The following is a 15,863-nucleotide window of genomic DNA, read 5'->3' on the forward strand; positions in this document are numbered from 1 at the left end:
ATAACCTTGCCGACATGGGTTTCCGCAGGCATGGGCCGTTCCAGGCGGGGGATCAGGTGCAGCTCACCGACCCCAAGAACAAGCGCCACACGATCACGCTCAAAGAGGACGGCGTCTTCCACACGCACAAGGGCGCCATCCCCCACAGCGACCTGATCGGGCAGCCCGAAGGCTCCGTGGTGCGCTCCTCCGGCGGCACCCAATATCTCGCCTTCCGTCACCTGCTGCAGGACTACACTCTGGCCATGCCGCGCGGCGCCGCCGTGATCTACCCCAAGGACGCCGCGCAGATCGTCGGCATGGCCGACGTCTTCCCCGGCGCCCGGGTGATCGAGGCGGGGGTCGGCTCCGGCGCGCTGACCTGCTTCCTGCTGCGCGCCGTGGGCCCCGAAGGTCACGTCACCTCCTACGAGCGGCGTGAGGAGTTCGCCGACGTCGCGCGCAAGAACGTGGAGAAGTTCTACGGCGGCCCCATGGACGACACCTGGCGGCTCGTCGTCGGCGACCTGGTCGCCTCGATCGACGAGGTGGACGTCGACCGCGTCATCCTCGACATGCTCGCTCCCTGGGAGTGCGTCGACGCCGCCGCCAAGGCCCTCACACCGGGTGGCGTCATCTGCTGCTACGTGGCCACGACGACCCAGATGTCCAAGACTGTCGAGGCGATTCGCGATCACGGGAGTTTCACCGAGCCCCATGCGTGGGAGACCCTGGTTCGCGACTGGCATGTCGAAGGGCTCGCGGTAAGACCGGATCATCGGATGATCGGCCACACCGGTTTCCTCGTCAGCGCCCGTCGCATGGCGGACGGTGTGGCACCGCCACCACGCCGCCGACGACCGAAGGGGACCACTGAGGAACTATGACAATTTGGCCACGAGGGTGCGTTGGTGCGTGACACGGGAACAGATCGCCGTGTTCCTATGCTGCCAGTATTAAACGCACTATTAGGGATTATTCGCCGAACACTGAATGTCACACGACGAACACTGCCCGGCCAGGTTACGGAGGGGCCCGAGATAGGTAAGGTCCTTAGTAGTCGCCCTCGACTGGGAAGGAGGTGACGGGGCGTGGCAGCTCGCGATGATGCTGAGGCTCGAGCCGCGCAGCGCGAACGGGAGGTCGCTGATCTTTCAACACAGGTCTCCTTCCTCCAAGAGGAGATCACCGCGCTGAGGCGGAAGCTGGCCGAGTCACCCCGTCAGGCCAGAGTCCTTGAAGAGCGTCTCCACGAGGCGCAGGCGAACCTCGCGGCCGTCACCGGCCAGAACGAGCGCCTGGTCGCCACACTCAAGGAGGCCAGGGATCAGATCGTTGCCCTCAAGGAAGAAGTCGACCGGCTGGCACAACCGCCATCCGGGTTCGGCACCTTCCTGGAGGCCAGAGAAGACGGCACGATCGAGGTGTTCACCGGCGGCCGCAAGCTGCGGGTGAACGTCAGCCCCGCCGTCGACGTCGACTCGCTCCGGCGTGGCCAGGAGGTCATGCTGAACGAGGCGCTCAACGTGGTCGAAGCCCTCGGCTACGAAGAGGTCGGCGAGATCGTGATGCTCAAAGAGCTCCTCGACCAGGGGCAGCGCGCACTGGTCATCTCGCACGCGGACGAGGAGCGCGTCGTGCGTCTCGCCGAGTCACTGGTCGGGCAGCCGATCAGGGCGGGCGACTCGCTGTTGCTCGAACCCCGCTCGGGCTACGTCTACGAGCGGATTCCCAAGTCCGAAGTCGAAGAGCTCGTGCTCGAAGAGGTCCCCGACATCTCCTACGAGGAGATCGGTGGCCTGATGCGGCAGATCGAGCAGATCAGGGACGCCATCGAGCTGCCCTACCTGCACGCCGACCTGTTCCGCGAGCACAAGCTGCGCCCCCCCAAGGGCGTTCTGCTCTACGGCCCGCCCGGCTGCGGCAAGACGCTCATCGCCAAGGCCGTCGCCAACTCCCTGGCCAAGCAGGTCGCGGAGCGCACCGGCCAGGAAGGCAAGAGCTTCTTCCTCAACATCAAGGGCCCCGAGCTGCTCAACAAGTACGTCGGCGAGACCGAGCGGCACATCCGCCTGGTCTTCCAGCGGGCTCGCGAGAAGGCCTCAGAGGGCACCCCGGTGATCGTGTTCTTCGACGAGATGGACTCGATCTTCCGCACCCGAGGCTCCGGCGTCTCCTCGGACGTCGAGAACACCATCGTTCCCCAGCTCCTTTCGGAGATCGACGGTGTCGAGGGCCTGGAAAACGTCATCGTCATCGGCGCCTCCAACCGCGAGGACATGATCGACCCGGCGATCCTGCGGCCCGGCCGCCTGGACGTCAAGATCAAGATCGAGCGGCCCGACGCCGAAGCGGCGAAGGACATCTTCTCCAAGTACCTCATCTCCGAGCTGCCGCTGCACCCCGACGACCTCGCCGAGCACAGCGGTTCCCGCGAGGGCACCATTCACGGCATGATCCAGAGCGTCGTGGAGCGCATGTACACCGAGAGCGAAGAGAACCGCTTCCTCGAGGTGACCTACGCCAACGGCGACAAGGAAGTCCTCTACTTCAAGGACTTCAACTCCGGCGCGATGATCCAGAACATCGTCGACCGGGGCAAGAAGATGGCCATCAAGCAGTTCCTCGAGAGCGGCCAGAAGGGCCTGCGGGTGCAGCACCTGCTCACGGCCTGCGTGGACGAGTTCTCCGAGAACGAGGACCTGCCCAACACCACCAACCCGGACGACTGGGCCCGCATCTCCGGCAAGAAGGGCGAGCGGATCGTCTACATCCGCACGCTCGTGTCGGGCAAGCAGGGCGCGGAGGCGGGTCGCTCCATCGACACCGTCGCCAACACCGGCCAATACCTGTAAGAGGCTGCTGAGAAGGGCCGCGCGGATCTCCGCGCGGCCCCTTCTCATGCCGCCCCATCTTCTCCGCGTCGCCGAGGGACCCGTGTGAAAATTGGGACCAACGGAACCAAAGTGATCGTTGTGCCGTCCAACAGGGCGTGCAACCACCCAACCGGCCGAGGCGCTCATCCGGAGAAGGCCGGCTGGCCGAACTCGATCTGCTCAGGTTCGTCGCCGCCCTCGCGGTGCTGGCCTTCCACTACCTGATCGCGTTCGCCTCCGTCTGGGGAGACCGGCCCGCCGAGCTCTTCCCCGCCGTCGCCCCGTTCGCCGGGCTCGGCATCCTGGGCGTGGAGTTATTCTTCGTCATCAGCGGCTTCGTCATCCTCATGAGCGCGTGGGGGAGGGGGCTCGGCGCGTTCGCCCGGAGCAGGTTCGTCCGCCTCTACCCGGCCTACTGGCTCAGCCTCGCCGCCGTCGCCGCTCTCTACGGCCTCACCGGCACCAAGGTGCTCGACCCCAAGCTTTCGCCTGGCGAGTATCTGGTGAACGCCAGTATGTTCCAGCGGCTGTTCAAGGTCCTGGACGCCAGCGGCGTCTACTGGTCCCTCTGGGCCGAACTCCGCTTCTATCTCCTCATGGCCATCCTCGTGATCATCGGTGTCACCTACGGTCGCGTCCTGATCTTCGCCGGTGTCTGGCTGGCCGCCGCGCTCGGCGCCGAACTGCTCGGCAACGAGGTGCTCAACGAGATCGTCATGCCCCGCTACGCTCCCTACTTCGCCGCCGGCATGGCCCTCTATCTCATCCACAAACACCGCAACGCCGTGCTGCCCTGGCTCTACGTCGCCTGCGGCTACGTCCTGGCGGTGCACTCCGCGCTCGAACGCGTCCACGGCCGGATCAAGGTCGCCGGATTCAAGAGCATGCCCGTCAGCGACCTCAGCGTGATCATCACCATCACGGTCATCTTCGCCGCGATGTCGTTCGTCGCCCTCGGCGTGTTCCGGCTGCGACCGTCCAGAACGCTCACTGCGCTCGGCGCGACGACCTACCCGCTCTACCTCTTCCACTCGGTCGTCGCCGTGGCTCTCATCCCCATCCTGGCCACCAGAATGGCCCCCTGGGCCACCGCCCTCACCACCACGCTCGCGGCCGTGCTCCTGTCCTACCTTGTCTACTCCCTCGCCGAACGCCCCATCCAGCGTCTTCTTAAGCCCCGCGCGCGTCCACAAACCCCCCCAGTTCCCGCCGTAAAGGTGGAAAAGACTGCGGTGCCATAACTCTGTGACCCTGGGGCACTGTGAAGGGCATAGGCTCGGGCATATAAACGGCGGATAGGCAGATCCGGACGAACAGAGGGTGTTGCATGACGGTGCGTCGGGTGATGGGCATCGAGACCGAGTACGGCATCTCCGTACCAGGTCAGCCAGGCGCCAACGCGATGGTCACCTCCTCGCAGGTGGTGAACGCCTACCTGGCGGCCTCCGCCGCCAGGGCGCGCAGGGCGAGGTGGGACTTCGAAGAGGAGAACCCGCTGCGCGACGCCCGCGGCTTCGACCTGGCCAGAGAGGTCGCCGACCCCAGCCAGCTCACCGACGAGGACCTCGGCCTCGCCAACGTCATTCTCACCAACGGCGCCAGGCTCTACGTCGACCACGCCCACCCCGAATACTCCACCCCCGAATGCACCAACCCGCGCGCCGCCGTCATCTGGGACAAGGCCGGCGAACGCGTCATGTACGACGCCGCCCAGCGGGCCTCCGCGATCCCGTCCAACGCGCCCATCCAGCTCTACAAGAACAACACCGACGCCAAGGGCGCCAGCTACGGCTGCCACGAGAACTACCTCATGCGGCGCGCCACCCCCTTCGCCGACATCGTCCGCCACCTCACCCCGTTCTTCGTCTCCCGCCAGGTCGTCGTGGGCGCGGGCAAGGTCGGCATCGGACAGGACTCGCGCGGCGAAGGCTTCCAGATCAGCCAGCGGGCCGACTTCTTCGAGGTCGAGGTGGGCCTGGAGACCACGCTCAAGCGGCCGATCATCAACACCAGGGACGAGCCGCACGCCGATCCGGAGAAGTACCGGCGGCTGCACGTGATCATCGGCGACGCCAACATGTCGGAAATTTCGACATACCTGAAGTTGGGCTCCACCGCCCTCGTCCTCGCCATGATCGAAGACGGCTTCCTCAGCCGCGACCTCGCCGTCGAGAACCCCGTACAAGCCCTGCGCGCGGTCTCCCACGACCCCACCTGCCGCTACGAGATCCCCCTGCGCGACGGCCGCAAGCTCACCGCCATCCAGCTGCAGATGGAATATCTCGAGCAGGCCCGCAAGTACGTCGAGGAACGCGGCACCGCCCAGGAAGAGATGAACAAGGACATCCTCGACCGCTGGGAATCCGTCCTCACCCGCCTGGCCGAAGACCCCATGCAGCTCTCCCGCGAACTCGACTGGGTCGCCAAACTCGAACTCCTCGAGGGCTACCGCACCCGCGACTCGCTCACCTGGTCCCACCCCCGGCTGCAACTCGTCGACCTGCAATACTCCGACATCCGCCCCGACCGCGGCCTCTACAACCGCCTCGTCGCCCGCGGACGCATGCAGCGCCTGGTCACCGAGGACGACGTCCAGCGCGCCGTCGAGAACCCACCCACGGACACCCGCGCCTACTTCCGCGGCCGCTGCCTGCGCCAATACAGCGAGTCCGTCGCGGCCGCCTCATGGGACTCGGTCATCTTCGACATCCCGGGCCGCGAATCCCTCCAGCGCGTACCGACCCTCGAACCACTGCGCGGCACCAAGGCCCACGTGGGCGAACTCTTCGACCGCTGCCGTACCGCCGCCGACCTGGTCGCCGCCCTCACCGGCGGAGACTAGCCGCCGTACGTCTCCGGGCCGGGCCGCCTCACGTCGCGCGCCCGGCCATGGGTGTTCTTCCAGCCCAAGACTTCCGGCTCCCAGACTTCCGGCGCCCGGGTTTCCCGGCCCCCGGAGGCGTCCGGTCAGAGCAGGCCGATGCCCAGCGTCAGCGTGCCCACCGCCAGCGCCGCGCCGCCCACCACCGTCAGCCCGATGAGCTTGCTCGGCTTGGTGTCGCTGGGACGGACCACCGACAGGAAGAAACCGAGCGGCATGAGGATCGGGGCGGCCACGATGAGGATGCGGACCAGGCTCTTCAGGCCGTCCGAAAGATCCGCCTGATCCACGTAGAGCATCGCCACGAGGCTGAACAGCACCAGCACGCCCGCGTGAGCGTGACCCGCCCGCCAGAGACTGCGGCGCACCGGGTTGTCGTTGTAGCCGGGCACGTTCCGCATGAGGAACGTCAGCAGCGAGACACCGCCGAAGGCCACCGCCGGGACTGTGATGAGAAGCACACCTGCCGTGCTCAGGGACGAGGGGGACATCGAAACCTCCTGTGGGACAGGGGCCTCATTATTGGATAGGGGAACTATCTAGTCAAGTCGGCAAGATCGCGGGGCCTTGGGCGCGAAATGTCGCCCGGTTCGGGGAAGATATGCCTAGAGAGCAGTCCCCCAAGCGGAGGTAGGTAGGACATGGCAAGCAAGGACACGGGTGGCCAGAAGCAGGCCGGTCGGCGCGAGAGCGAGGTCGAGGAGACCGAGGCTTCGGCGGCGCCGGACGTGCAGGAGCGCCAGGAGAAGCTCACCGACGATGTCGACGCGATTCTGGACGAAATCGACGAAGTTCTCGAAGAGAACGCAGAGGAGTTCGTGCGCAGCTACGTCCAAAAGGGCGGAGAGTAGGGCAAAGCGGACATCAAAATCGGGGGGAATGGGGTGGAAACGCCTGAGGGAGTGAAGTGGTGTCCGGACTGTAAGGAGGTGAAAGAGGTCTCTGAGTTTGGGCTGAACAAGCGGATGAGCGATGGGCTTGCGCGGTACTGCAAGAGTGCATGCTTGCCCAGCAGAATGGGCTATGTGCTATCTGTCAGGTGGTCCCCGGCGCGTTCGTCGACCACTGCCACCAGAGCGGCCTGGTGCGGGGGGTTCTCTGTTTCAACTGCAACAACGGGCTGGGGCATTTCGGTGACAACACCGTGTTGCTCGAACTCGCCGCCCTCTATCTGGACGGGGAGATCCTCTGGCCCGAGTTCGTGATCCCGCCGCAGCGGCGTCCGGAGTCGGTGGCGCCGACCAGGACTTACCACCTGACCCAGCGTTACGGCATGCGGCATGACGATGTCGAGCGCATGGTGGTCGATCAGTACGGGTTGTGCGTGGTCTGCTGGGACCGTTCGCCCGAGCATGTCGATCACTGTCACCGCACGGGCGATGTGCGCTACGCGCTCTGCCTGCCGTGCAACACCGGCATCGGCCAGTTCAGGGACGATCCGGGTGTGGCGTGGCGGGCGCTGGCCTACATCGAGGCGACGGTGGAGTGGCAGGACATCGAGGATGTGTCTGAGGAGGAGATCCAGGAGTTCATCCGCGCCGATGAGGAGATGCGGTCCGAGTTCTATGAGCGAGCGGTCCGGGTCTGATCCGGTGGGGCGTATTCGACGGCCACGCCGAGGAGGCGGACCGGCCGGTTGAGGTCGAAGCGGTCGAGCACGGTGAGGGCGGCACGGGACAGCTCGGCCGCGTCGGTGGTGGGTGAGGGGAGCTTCGACTGGCGGGTGCGGGTGAGGAAGGGCGCGAATCGCACCTTTACCGAGACACGGACGATCACTCGTCCCGCGGCGGTCGCGTCTGAGGCGACCTGTCGGGCCAGTGTCGCTATGTGGGTGGATATTTCGGTTCTGTCGGTGAGGTCGTTCGGGAAGGTGATCTCGCGGCTGTGCCCTCGGGCGACCCAGGGAGTGGTGACGACCTCGGCTTCGCCCTTGCCGAGGGCGAGATAGCGATACCAGGGGCCGTTGGCGGGGCCGAAGCGGCGGGCCAGGTCGGCGGGGTCGGCGGCGGCGAGCTGGGCGACCGTGTCGAGTCCCAGGTCGGCGAGCTTTTTGGCGATCTTGGCGCCGATGCCCCAGAGCGCGTCGGTGGGCCGGTCGTTCATGACCTCGGCCCAGTTGTCGCCGGTGAGACGGTAGATCCCGGCGGGTTTGGCGAAGGCGGAGGCGAGTTTGGCCTGGTGCTTGTTGTCGCCGATACCGACGGAGCAGGACAGGGCGGTTTCGGCCAGGACGGCCTGCTGGAGGGCGGTGGCCAGCGCCTCGGGGTCGTCGGTCCGGGCGCCGATGAACGCCTCGTCCCAGCCCCAGATCTCCACCAGGACGGGAAACCCGCGCAGCGTGGCCATGACGCGCTCGGACGCGGCCTCGTAGGCGGGCGGGTCACTGGGCAGGAAGACGGCGTCAGGGCACCGTTTGAGCGCGGTGCGGAGCGGCATGCCGGAGTGGACGCCGTGTTCGCGGGCTTCGTAGGTGGCGGTGGCGGCGACGGTGCGCGGCTGGGTGGGGTCGCCGGAGCCGCCGACCACGACGGGTCTGCCGCGGAGTTCGGGGTGGCGCAGGATCTCGACGGCGGCGATGAACTGGTCGAGGTCGACATGCAGGACCCAGTCCTTGATGGACATGTCTCTCAGAGTAGGACGTGCAGCACCCAGTCCCTGGTGGACGCGTCTCTCAGACGGGCCCCAGTCCCTGGTCGTCGCGTCTCTCAGAGTTACGACCTCGAGCACGATAGGGATCAAGACGGCCTTGCCTGAGGTGTTCGGGTGATGGGGGATCACCCCCCGTGACGTTCGGCGGCGCGGTCGGAGACCAGGGCACCGATGGCCCGGATGGTCTCCTTTAGATCGTCACGTTCTCCGGTCCAGCGCAGTAGGACGGCCCATTTCTTGCTTTCGGCGATGGCGTGCTCGACGCATATGCGTTCGGAGGACTGTTGGCGGCGGGCTTGCTCGAAGGCAGCGATGATCTCGGGCGGGGCGTCTTTGCCGGGTCTTTTCGGTGGGACGCTGACCTTGTCGGGGTGAGCGTTATGCAGGCCGCGGTAGCCGCTGTCCATCTCCACCTGGACGTCGGCGTCCCGGCTTGCCGGCTTGGGGACGGCGGACTTGGAGCTCGCTGCCGTCAATGCGCGGCTTGATCCCGTTGGAATGGGCGTAGGCCGACACATCGGCCAGGGTGTGCAGGCGCACTCCCTGCGGGGTGGCATAGCCGCGTCCGGCCAGCAACGGCCGCACTCGGCCGATGGCCCGGTCGATGGTGGAGCGGTGCACGCCATACAACGCGGCCAAGGCAGTGACCGGCAGTCCGGTGCGCAGGAACGCCAAGGTCGCCAGTACCCGGTCGACGAAGACCAGCGTGGGCTTGGGACCCGCGATCTACTTGAGACAGATCCCGCCTCGACTGCCAAGATCAAGATCTGCCTGAAATGCTCAGTTGAGCAGCGAACATCGGCTCCAGGGCGTTCAACATAAGCGTTCTGCAGCGCTCCGTTCCGCCGGCAATCCTGCCCGCCATCGCCAGCGAGACGCAGCCGTGCAGGAAGGCCCAGATCGTGTCGACCGCGCCGGGGGGATCGGCCAACTCGGCGCCCCGCATCTGCGCGATGCCCTGCAACGCGAGGCGGAAGATACGAAAGGCGTTCTTGGCCTCCCGTGGGGTCTCGGCTGTGCCGAACGGCACCCCATCCATGCCGTTCATCGCCTGGTAGAGCTCCGGGGAGGCGAACGCGAACGCCCAGTACGCCTCGGCCATCGCGACCAGCCGCCCCTCAGGGGAGCCCTCCGCCGCCAGGCGCAGTTGCTCAGCGAGTTCGGCGAAGCCGAGCATCATCAGCTCGACCAGCAGATCCTCCTTATTGGAGAAGTGCTGGTACAGAATCGGCGCGCTGTATTCGAGCTTGCCGGCGATGCGGCGGATCGTGACTGCGTTCCAGCCTTCCTGGGAGGCGATGACCCGGGCTGCCTCCAGCAGTCGGGCGCGCATCTCCTCCCGCTCCCGCTCACGCCGCTTCTTGCTGGCGCTTGGTTCGGGCTGGGTCTTCGTCGTCACGATGCGTCCTCTCTCTTGACGCCGACATCCTATCGCCGGTCTAATTCCTAACAATGTTAGATCTATGAACATCGTTAGGGGAACAGCATGATCGTCGTGTTCGGCGGGACGGGCAGACTCGGCCGTCAGATCGTGGAACAACTCCGCCAGGAGGCAAAGGCAGTGCGCGTCGTCACCCGCGATCCGGCCACGGCGAACGCGGTCCAGGGCGTTGAGGTTGTCGCGGGCGACGTGCACGACCGGCGCACGCTGGTCCGAGCCGCGACCGGGGCCGAGGCGATCGTCTGCACCGTCCAGGGCGGCAACGGCAAGGGGAACAACGGCCCCAAGGGCATTGAGGGCGCCGGGATCCCCAGCCTCATCGGCGTCGCACGCGACACCGCGGTCGAGAACTTCGTCTACATCTCCTCCGCCAGCGCCCACGCCGACAGCCCCGTCGAGTTCTTCCGGCTCAAGTTCGAGGCCGAGCGTTTACTGCGCACCAGCGGCCTGCCGTACTCGATCCTGCGGCCCACCCACCTGATGGACACCTGGGTGGAGATGCTCACCGAGTCGATCACTAAGCAGGGGAAGGCCACCGTATTCGGCTCGGGCACCAACCCGGTCTCATGGGTAGCCGGCAAGGACGTCGCCAAGGTCGCCGCCGCGCTCGCCATGCGCCCCGGCGAAGGCTGGTCCGCCGACCTCGGCGGCCCCGAGGCGCTACCGCTCACGAAGGTCAACGAGCTCATCGCGGCCTCGCTGGGCCTGAAGATCAAGGGTGAGAACAAGATGCCAGTCGGGATGCTCCGCGTGATGAGCCCGCTGACCAGGCCGTTCAACGCGGTCCTCGCCCGACAGATGCAGATGGGGGCACTGCTGGACACCCGGCCGCAGATCGTCGACTCCAGCGCGGTCTGGGCCCGGTTCGGCGAGCCGCTGTCCCTGCCGACATGGCTGGAGATCAACCACCCGAGCGGCCGGGAACGACTCTGACGTTCTGCCGCCCTCGGCGCGTTCCCCGTCCACCCGCCGCAATTCAGGGAAACGACCATCACTTGAGTCAGCCTGTCAGCAGGTCCCGCCCACTACCTCTCTACACCAGCCCCGATCATCGTGCGAGAGGTCATTAGGACGTGCGGGACCCGGACCCCGGTGGACACCTCTCTCAGAGCAGGCGGCCGTCGCGGTAGAGGAGGGAGCGGCGGGGGAGTGCCCAGGCGGGGGCGCCGATGGGGGTTCTTCGCCTTCGGGGACGACGGCCTGGATGAGGGCGTCGTCCGTCCCGAGGGTGACCAGGGTGCTGGTGCCGAGGTTCTCCAGGACGGAGACGGTGCCGGGGAAGGCGTCGGGGCGGGCTTGGAGCAGGAGTTCCAGATATTCGGGCCGCGCTCCGTACACGAGATCTCCGCCGGCGATGCCCGCGGGGGCGGGGAGGGTGGCGCCGGCGACGTGGAGGGTGCCGGAGGTGATCTGGCCGGGCAGCAGGTTCATGGGGGTGGAGCCGATGAAGGCGGCCACGAAGGGGGTGGCGGGGCGCTGGAACACCTCGGCGGGGGTGCCGACCTGGGTCATCCGGCCGTGGGACATGACGGCGATGCGGTCGGCCAGGGCGAGGGCCTCGGCCTGGTCGTGGGTGACGAAGACGGTAGTGACGGGCGAGCTCGCGCTGCAGGCGCTTGAGGAAGGTACGGGCGTCGAGACGGAGCCGGGCGTCGAGGTTGGACAGCGGCGGTGCGCAGGAGGGTGGTCTTGCCGCAGCCCGACGGGCCGAGCAGGGCGAAGAACTCGCCGTCGGCGATGGTGAGGTCGAGACCGTCGAGGGCGCGTACTCCGCCGGGGAACACCTTGGTGAGGCCGTGCAGCGAGATCACCGTTTGATCCCTCCGTGGAAGCGGAAGCCGTACCGCTGGGAGACGAACAGGTACATCGCCACCACCGGGAGCGAGTAGAGCAGTGAGAAGGTGGAGATGAGCTCGAGTCTGGGTGAGCCGCCCTCGGTGTAGAGGGTGTAGAGGATGACCGAGCCGGGGGCCTTGTCGGGGTCGCGCAGCAGGATGAACTGGAACAGGAATCCGCCCCACACGCTGGCCAGCGCCCAGACGGCGATGGTGGCCAGGCCGGGCCGTACGAGGGGGATCACGATGTGCCGCAGGATCTGCAGGGATGAGGCGCCGAAGACGCGCGCCGACTCCTCGTAGGTGGTCGGCGTCTCGTCCATGAAGTCCTTGAGGATGAAGATGGCGGCGGGCAGCAGGCCGCCGGAGACGACGAGGATGACGCCGAGGTGGGTGTCGATGAGGTCGAGCCTGGTGGCGAGTTCGAAGATGGGCACCATGGCGGCGGTGCCGGTGACGACGGACGACAGCAGCAGGAGCAGATAGAGCAGCACGTCGCGGCCGGGGACGCGGACCCTGGACAGGGCGTAGGCGGCGAGTGCGGCCAGGACGACGACGAGCGCGGCGGCGCCGCCGCCCTGGATGAGGGAGTTGCGGATGGAGCCGAGGGCGTAGGGGTTGTCCAGGATGGCGGCGAAGTTGCGCAGGGTGAAGTCCGGGATGGAGGTGGTGATCGCTGGGGTGGCGTCGAAGGGGGCGCTGGCCAGCCAGAGCATGGGCAGCGCGAAGAAGGCCAGGACGATGGCGATGAACATGGTGGCGGCGAGCCGTCCGATGGTGTGCCGGATCATGCCGGTGGCCTTCCCGCCGTGCGGCGCCGGCCGCGCAGCAGCCGCAGGTACGCCAGGGCGAAGACGAGGTTGATGAGCAGGATGAGGAAGGACACGGCGGCGCCCACGCCGAGTTCGCCGCCTTTGAGGGCGATGTTGTAGACGTAGACGGGCAGGATCTCCGAGCGTCCTTCCGGCCCGCCGCCGGTGAGGACGAACGGGGTGAAGTCGTTGAAGGTCCAGAGGCTGATCAGCAGCAGGTTGGTCAGCACGTGCCGCCGGATGAGCGGGAAGACGACGTCGCGCAGTTGCTGCGGCACGGAGGCGCCGGCCAGGCGGGCGGTCTCCAGGTGCGAGGGTGGCACGTTCTCCAGCGCGGCGGCGTACAGCATCATCGAGAAGGCGGTGCCGCGCCAGATGTTGAAGACGATGATGGACGGCAGCGGGTAGTCCAGCAGCCAGCCCAGGCCGGGCGTGCGCAGGAGCGCGTTGAGCGTGCCGTCGTCGCGGTCGAGCAGGGCGAACCAGAGGAAGCCGACGACCGTGCTGGGCAGGATCCACGACAGCAGGACGACGCCTTCGACGGCCCGTCGTAGCGGCCCGCGGCGCGTACGCAGCAGCCAGGCGAGGGTGAAGCCGAGCCCGGCCTGGCCGAGGACGGCCGAGCCGCCGACGTAGACGACGGTGAGCCACAGCGAGCTGAGGAAGCGTGGGTCGGTCAGCGTGGTGATGTAGTTGTCCAGGCCGACGACCTGGGGGTCGGCGGCGGCCAGGCCGGTGAGGCGATAGTCGGTGAGCCCGAGGTAGATCGTCCAGAGGGCGGGGAAGACGAGGAAGACGGCGATGAGGACGAGGGCGGGCAGGATGAACCCGGCCGCTCGCGTCCTGCCGAGCCCCGCCGCGTCAGTATCCATGGCGATCCTTCGGATCGCGGTTCGGTCGCTGGGGTCCTGTGCCTTCCCTCGTCTCTCCGGTCGCTTCGCTCCCTGCGTTCCTCAGTCCAGGCCCAGGCGCTCCCTCACGGTTCATGGCGCTCTCACCCGGCGACGTGGTCCGCGCCGCCTACCAGTTCTTCCAGCTTGGTCTGGTAGGCGGCGGCCGCCTCGTCGGCGGTTTTGCCGCTGACGATCGCCGCGGTGGCCTCCTGGAGGGCGACGGAGACCTGGGGGTAGACGGCGAGGCCGGGGCGGTAGGCGGTGATGGGCAGCACCTTGTCGGCGATGTACTTCAGCATCGGGTCGGCGGTGAGGACCTCGCTGTTGACGTCGCCGCGGGAGCTGATCCGGGCCTGTCCGGCCAGCTGCGACTTGGTGGCCGCCGCGGAGTGCATGAACGCGAGCAGTTCCCAGGCCAGCTTGGGGTTCTTGGAGAAGGGGTTCAGCACTCGTACGGCGCCGCCCGACATGCTGGCGAAGTCCTGGCCGCGGATGGCGCCGCCGGGGTTCTTGGCGGGGATCTCGGCGTAGCCGACGGCCGAGTCGCGGTCGGCCATGGGGGCGACCCCGGCCTTCGGCTCGATGACGGATCGCCAGAAGTAGTCGCTCTCGGCCAGGATGCCGATCTTGCCGGCGGCGAACTGGGCGAAGGACTTGTCGCGGCCCTTGGCCTCCTGCTGCAGTTTGGGGTCGCTGAGCCCGGAGGCGTAGAGCCGCTGGTAGAAGCCGAGGACGTCCTTCATGGCCCGGGTGGCGCCGGTCCACTTGCCGTCGGCGTAGATCTCGGACCCGGCGGCGGCGAGGAGGGGGAGCACGCCCTGCATGGTGGTGGCCTCGCCCATCGCGGTGCCGGCGTTGATCTGGATGGGGGTGGGCACGCCCGCGGCCTTCAGCCTGCCGCCGGCCGTCAGGATGTCCTCCCAGCTCGTCGGCTGCCATGGGTCGGGCAGGCCGGCCTTCTTGAACAGGGTCTTGTTGTAGAACAGGACGCGCCCGTCGGTGCCCTGGGGCAGGCCGTACTTCTTGCCGTCGAAGACGCCGAGCCCCTGTACGGCCTGCGGGATCTGCGACCAGCCCTCCCAGGAGTCGACGGCGGGCCCGCCCAACTCGACCAGCGGCTTGATGTAGCCGGCCTGGGCGAACTCGCCGACCCAGATGCCGTCGAGGTCGATGACGTCGGCTCCGGCCTTGGACTTGAGGTCGAGCGCGATCTTGGTCTTGTACTGCTCGTCGTCGACCCCGCTGGGCTGGAAGAGCACCTTGACGTTGTGGTGGGTCTGCTCGAAGCCGGGGATCACCCATCGCTTGATCCAGTCGGCGGACTCGGAGTTCTTGCCGCCGGAGATGGAGTTGGCGGTGATGACGAGGGTGATGCCCTCCCCTCCTGCGGGCGCGCCGCTCCCGCAGGAGCAGAGGGACACGATGGCGAGAGCCGCGATCACCGCAGGTCGGCTGGGGAGTCGCATGTCGGCCTCCTGTTCAGGACGTGCAGACATACCGACAATCGCACGGCCTCTACTGGGCGTAAAGAAACGATCTGGTGACCGGTTCGCCGTGGGCTGATCGTGGGAAGTGCAGACAGCGACGCAACATGAGTAGGGTCCCCTTTAGGGACAGTGACGTTTGGGAGGGAGTCGCGTGGCATCGCACAGGGATCTGCCCGTCGGCTTGATGGACCAGCTTTTCCACAACACCGGAAGTTCCTCGTTCACCGAGTTCGTCGGTTCGCGCGCGCCAGGGCTGCTTCCGGTGCGTGGTGAGATTCTGGCCACGCCGATCGGCGACCAGGTTCCGCACGCGACCACGATCGTCGCCGCCACGTTCGCGGGTGGCGTGGTCATGGCGGGCGACCGGCGGGCGACGTCCGGCAACATCATTTCTCAGCGTGACGTGGAGAAGGTGTTCAGGACCGACGATTATTCGTGCATGGGCATCGCCGGCACGGCCAGCACGGGCATCGAGATGGCCAGGCTCTACCGGGTCGAGCTGGAGCACTACGAGAAGCTGGAGGGCCGCACGCTATCGGTCAACGGCAAGGCCAACCGGCTGGCCGCGATGATCCGCGGCAATCTCGGCATGGCGATGCAGGGGCTGGTGGTGGTGCCGCTGTTCGCCGCCTATGACGCGGAGCGCGACGGCGGGCGGATCTTCAGCTACGACGTGGCGGGCGGCCCCTACGAGCGTGACCGGTTCGACGCGATCGGTTCCGGTTCGATTTTCGCGCGGGGGGCGCTGAAGAAGCTCTACCGCGATGGGATGTCGGCGGACGACACGGTGATGGCGTTGATCCAGTCGCTGTACGACGCGGCGGACGACGATTCGGCCACCGGCGGGCCCGATGTGACGCGGAAGATCTGGCCGATCGTCTCGGTGATCGACGCCGACGGCTTCCGCCGGTTGTCGGACGACGAGGTGGCCGGCTACGTCGAGCAGATGCTCGAGCTGCGCCTCATCTCCCCTGACGGCCCCATCGCCCCGCTGCGCTAGAAAGGACCCC

At 67.1% G+C, this 15,863-nt stretch carries 18 protein-coding genes; 8 read left to right on the forward strand and 10 right to left on the reverse strand.

Going from position 1 to position 15,863, the window contains the following annotated elements; genetic code table 11:
- Positions 1–14: 14 nt before the first annotated feature.
- The 4 genes from AB0C30_RS32100 (at position 15) to dop (ending at position 5,697) form a co-directional block, all read left to right on the forward strand.
- Positions 15–866 carry a tRNA (adenine-N1)-methyltransferase gene (locus AB0C30_RS32100; RefSeq protein WP_225291278.1) on the forward strand — a complete coding sequence of 284 codons (852 nt, stop codon included), beginning with the start codon at positions 15–17 and terminating at the stop codon, positions 864–866.
- Between the two features lie 204 nt (positions 867–1,070).
- Positions 1,071–2,834 carry a proteasome ATPase gene (gene arc / locus AB0C30_RS32105; RefSeq protein ID WP_225291277.1) on the forward strand — a complete coding sequence of 588 codons (1,764 nt, stop codon included), beginning with the start codon at positions 1,071–1,073 and terminating at the stop codon, positions 2,832–2,834.
- 137 nt (positions 2,835–2,971) lie between these two features.
- On the forward strand, positions 2,972–4,096 hold the full coding sequence (locus tag AB0C30_RS32110; protein ID WP_357951698.1) for an acyltransferase: 1,125 nt from the start codon (positions 2,972–2,974) through the stop codon (positions 4,094–4,096).
- Between the two features lie 86 nt (positions 4,097–4,182).
- Entirely contained in the window at positions 4,183–5,697 is a 1,515-nt protein-coding gene (dop, locus tag AB0C30_RS32115) for a depupylase/deamidase Dop (protein ID WP_263654939.1), read from the forward strand.
- A 125-nt stretch (positions 5,698–5,822) separates the two neighbouring features.
- Here dop and AB0C30_RS32120 read toward each other — a convergent pair whose 3' ends face one another.
- Positions 5,823–6,227 carry a hypothetical protein gene (locus tag AB0C30_RS32120; RefSeq protein ID WP_357951700.1) on the reverse strand — a complete coding sequence of 135 codons (405 nt, stop codon included), beginning with the start codon at positions 6,225–6,227 and terminating at the stop codon, positions 5,823–5,825.
- Between the two features lie 150 nt (positions 6,228–6,377).
- Here AB0C30_RS32120 and AB0C30_RS32125 point away from each other — a divergent pair, with 150 nt between their 5' ends.
- Both AB0C30_RS32125 and AB0C30_RS32130 read left to right on the forward strand, forming a co-directional pair.
- Entirely contained in the window at positions 6,378–6,587 is a 210-nt protein-coding gene (locus AB0C30_RS32125) for a ubiquitin-like protein Pup (protein WP_225291274.1), read from the forward strand.
- A gap of 149 nt (positions 6,588–6,736) precedes the next feature.
- Positions 6,737–7,324, forward strand: coding sequence for an endonuclease domain-containing protein (locus tag AB0C30_RS32130; protein WP_357951702.1), 588 nt, complete (start codon positions 6,737–6,739; stop codon positions 7,322–7,324).
- Here the strand turns inward: AB0C30_RS32130 and AB0C30_RS32135 are convergent.
- From AB0C30_RS32135 to AB0C30_RS32150, 4 genes are all read right to left on the reverse strand, one after another.
- Complete coding sequence (locus tag AB0C30_RS32135; protein ID WP_357951704.1) at positions 7,300–8,358, reverse strand: DNA polymerase IV; 1,059 nt, start codon at positions 8,356–8,358, stop codon at positions 7,300–7,302. The two genes, AB0C30_RS32130 and AB0C30_RS32135, sit on opposite strands and share 25 nt — an antisense overlap.
- 152 nt (positions 8,359–8,510) lie before the next feature.
- Entirely contained in the window at positions 8,511–8,792 is a 282-nt protein-coding gene (locus AB0C30_RS32140) for a hypothetical protein (RefSeq protein WP_357951705.1), read from the reverse strand.
- Positions 8,764–9,111 (reverse strand): transposase family protein, encoded by a 348-nt coding sequence (locus AB0C30_RS32145; RefSeq protein WP_357952183.1) that lies wholly within the window; start codon positions 9,109–9,111, stop codon positions 8,764–8,766. Before AB0C30_RS32145 ends, AB0C30_RS32140 begins: the two co-directional genes overlap by 29 nt.
- A gap of 34 nt (positions 9,112–9,145) precedes the next feature.
- Positions 9,146–9,784: a TetR/AcrR family transcriptional regulator gene (locus tag AB0C30_RS32150; protein WP_357951706.1), complete on the reverse strand. Its 639-nt coding sequence runs from the start codon at positions 9,782–9,784 to the stop codon at positions 9,146–9,148.
- Between the two features lie 87 nt (positions 9,785–9,871).
- Here AB0C30_RS32150 and AB0C30_RS32155 point away from each other — a divergent pair, with 87 nt between their 5' ends.
- Positions 9,872–10,759: an NAD(P)H-binding protein gene (locus AB0C30_RS32155; protein ID WP_357951708.1), complete on the forward strand. Its 888-nt coding sequence runs from the start codon at positions 9,872–9,874 to the stop codon at positions 10,757–10,759.
- Positions 10,760–10,834: 75 nt separating this feature from the next.
- On the opposite strand, the gene AB0C30_RS32160 is transcribed toward AB0C30_RS32155, so the two are convergent.
- From AB0C30_RS32160 to AB0C30_RS32180, 5 genes are all read right to left on the reverse strand, one after another.
- The gene (locus AB0C30_RS32160) at positions 10,835–11,353 is read right to left on the reverse strand and encodes a TOBE domain-containing protein (RefSeq protein WP_357951710.1); all 519 of its coding nucleotides are present in this window, start codon (positions 11,351–11,353) and stop codon (positions 10,835–10,837) included.
- Positions 11,335–11,637, reverse strand: coding sequence for an ATP-binding cassette domain-containing protein (locus AB0C30_RS32165; protein ID WP_357951712.1), 303 nt, complete (start codon positions 11,635–11,637; stop codon positions 11,335–11,337). The genes AB0C30_RS32160 and AB0C30_RS32165 overlap by 19 nt, the downstream gene beginning before the upstream one ends.
- On the reverse strand, positions 11,634–12,452 hold the full coding sequence (locus AB0C30_RS32170; protein WP_357951714.1) for a carbohydrate ABC transporter permease: 819 nt from the start codon (positions 12,450–12,452) through the stop codon (positions 11,634–11,636). The genes AB0C30_RS32165 and AB0C30_RS32170 overlap by 4 nt, the downstream gene beginning before the upstream one ends.
- On the reverse strand, positions 12,449–13,345 hold the full coding sequence (locus AB0C30_RS32175) for a sugar ABC transporter permease (RefSeq protein ID WP_357951715.1): 897 nt from the start codon (positions 13,343–13,345) through the stop codon (positions 12,449–12,451). Before AB0C30_RS32175 ends, AB0C30_RS32170 begins: the two co-directional genes overlap by 4 nt.
- A gap of 122 nt (positions 13,346–13,467) precedes the next feature.
- The gene (locus AB0C30_RS32180) at positions 13,468–14,832 is read right to left on the reverse strand and encodes an extracellular solute-binding protein (RefSeq protein WP_357951717.1); all 1,365 of its coding nucleotides are present in this window, start codon (positions 14,830–14,832) and stop codon (positions 13,468–13,470) included.
- A gap of 205 nt (positions 14,833–15,037) precedes the next feature.
- On the opposite strand from AB0C30_RS32180, the gene prcB reads away from it, so the two are divergent.
- Positions 15,038–15,853 (forward strand): proteasome subunit beta, encoded by an 816-nt coding sequence (gene prcB / locus AB0C30_RS32185; RefSeq protein WP_357952184.1) that lies wholly within the window; start codon positions 15,038–15,040, stop codon positions 15,851–15,853.
- Positions 15,854–15,863 lie beyond the last annotated feature (10 nt).

Origin of the sequence: Nonomuraea sp. NPDC048901, from assembly GCF_040649695.1 — a bacterium.
Classification (GTDB): domain Bacteria; phylum Actinomycetota; class Actinomycetes; order Streptosporangiales; family Streptosporangiaceae; genus Nonomuraea.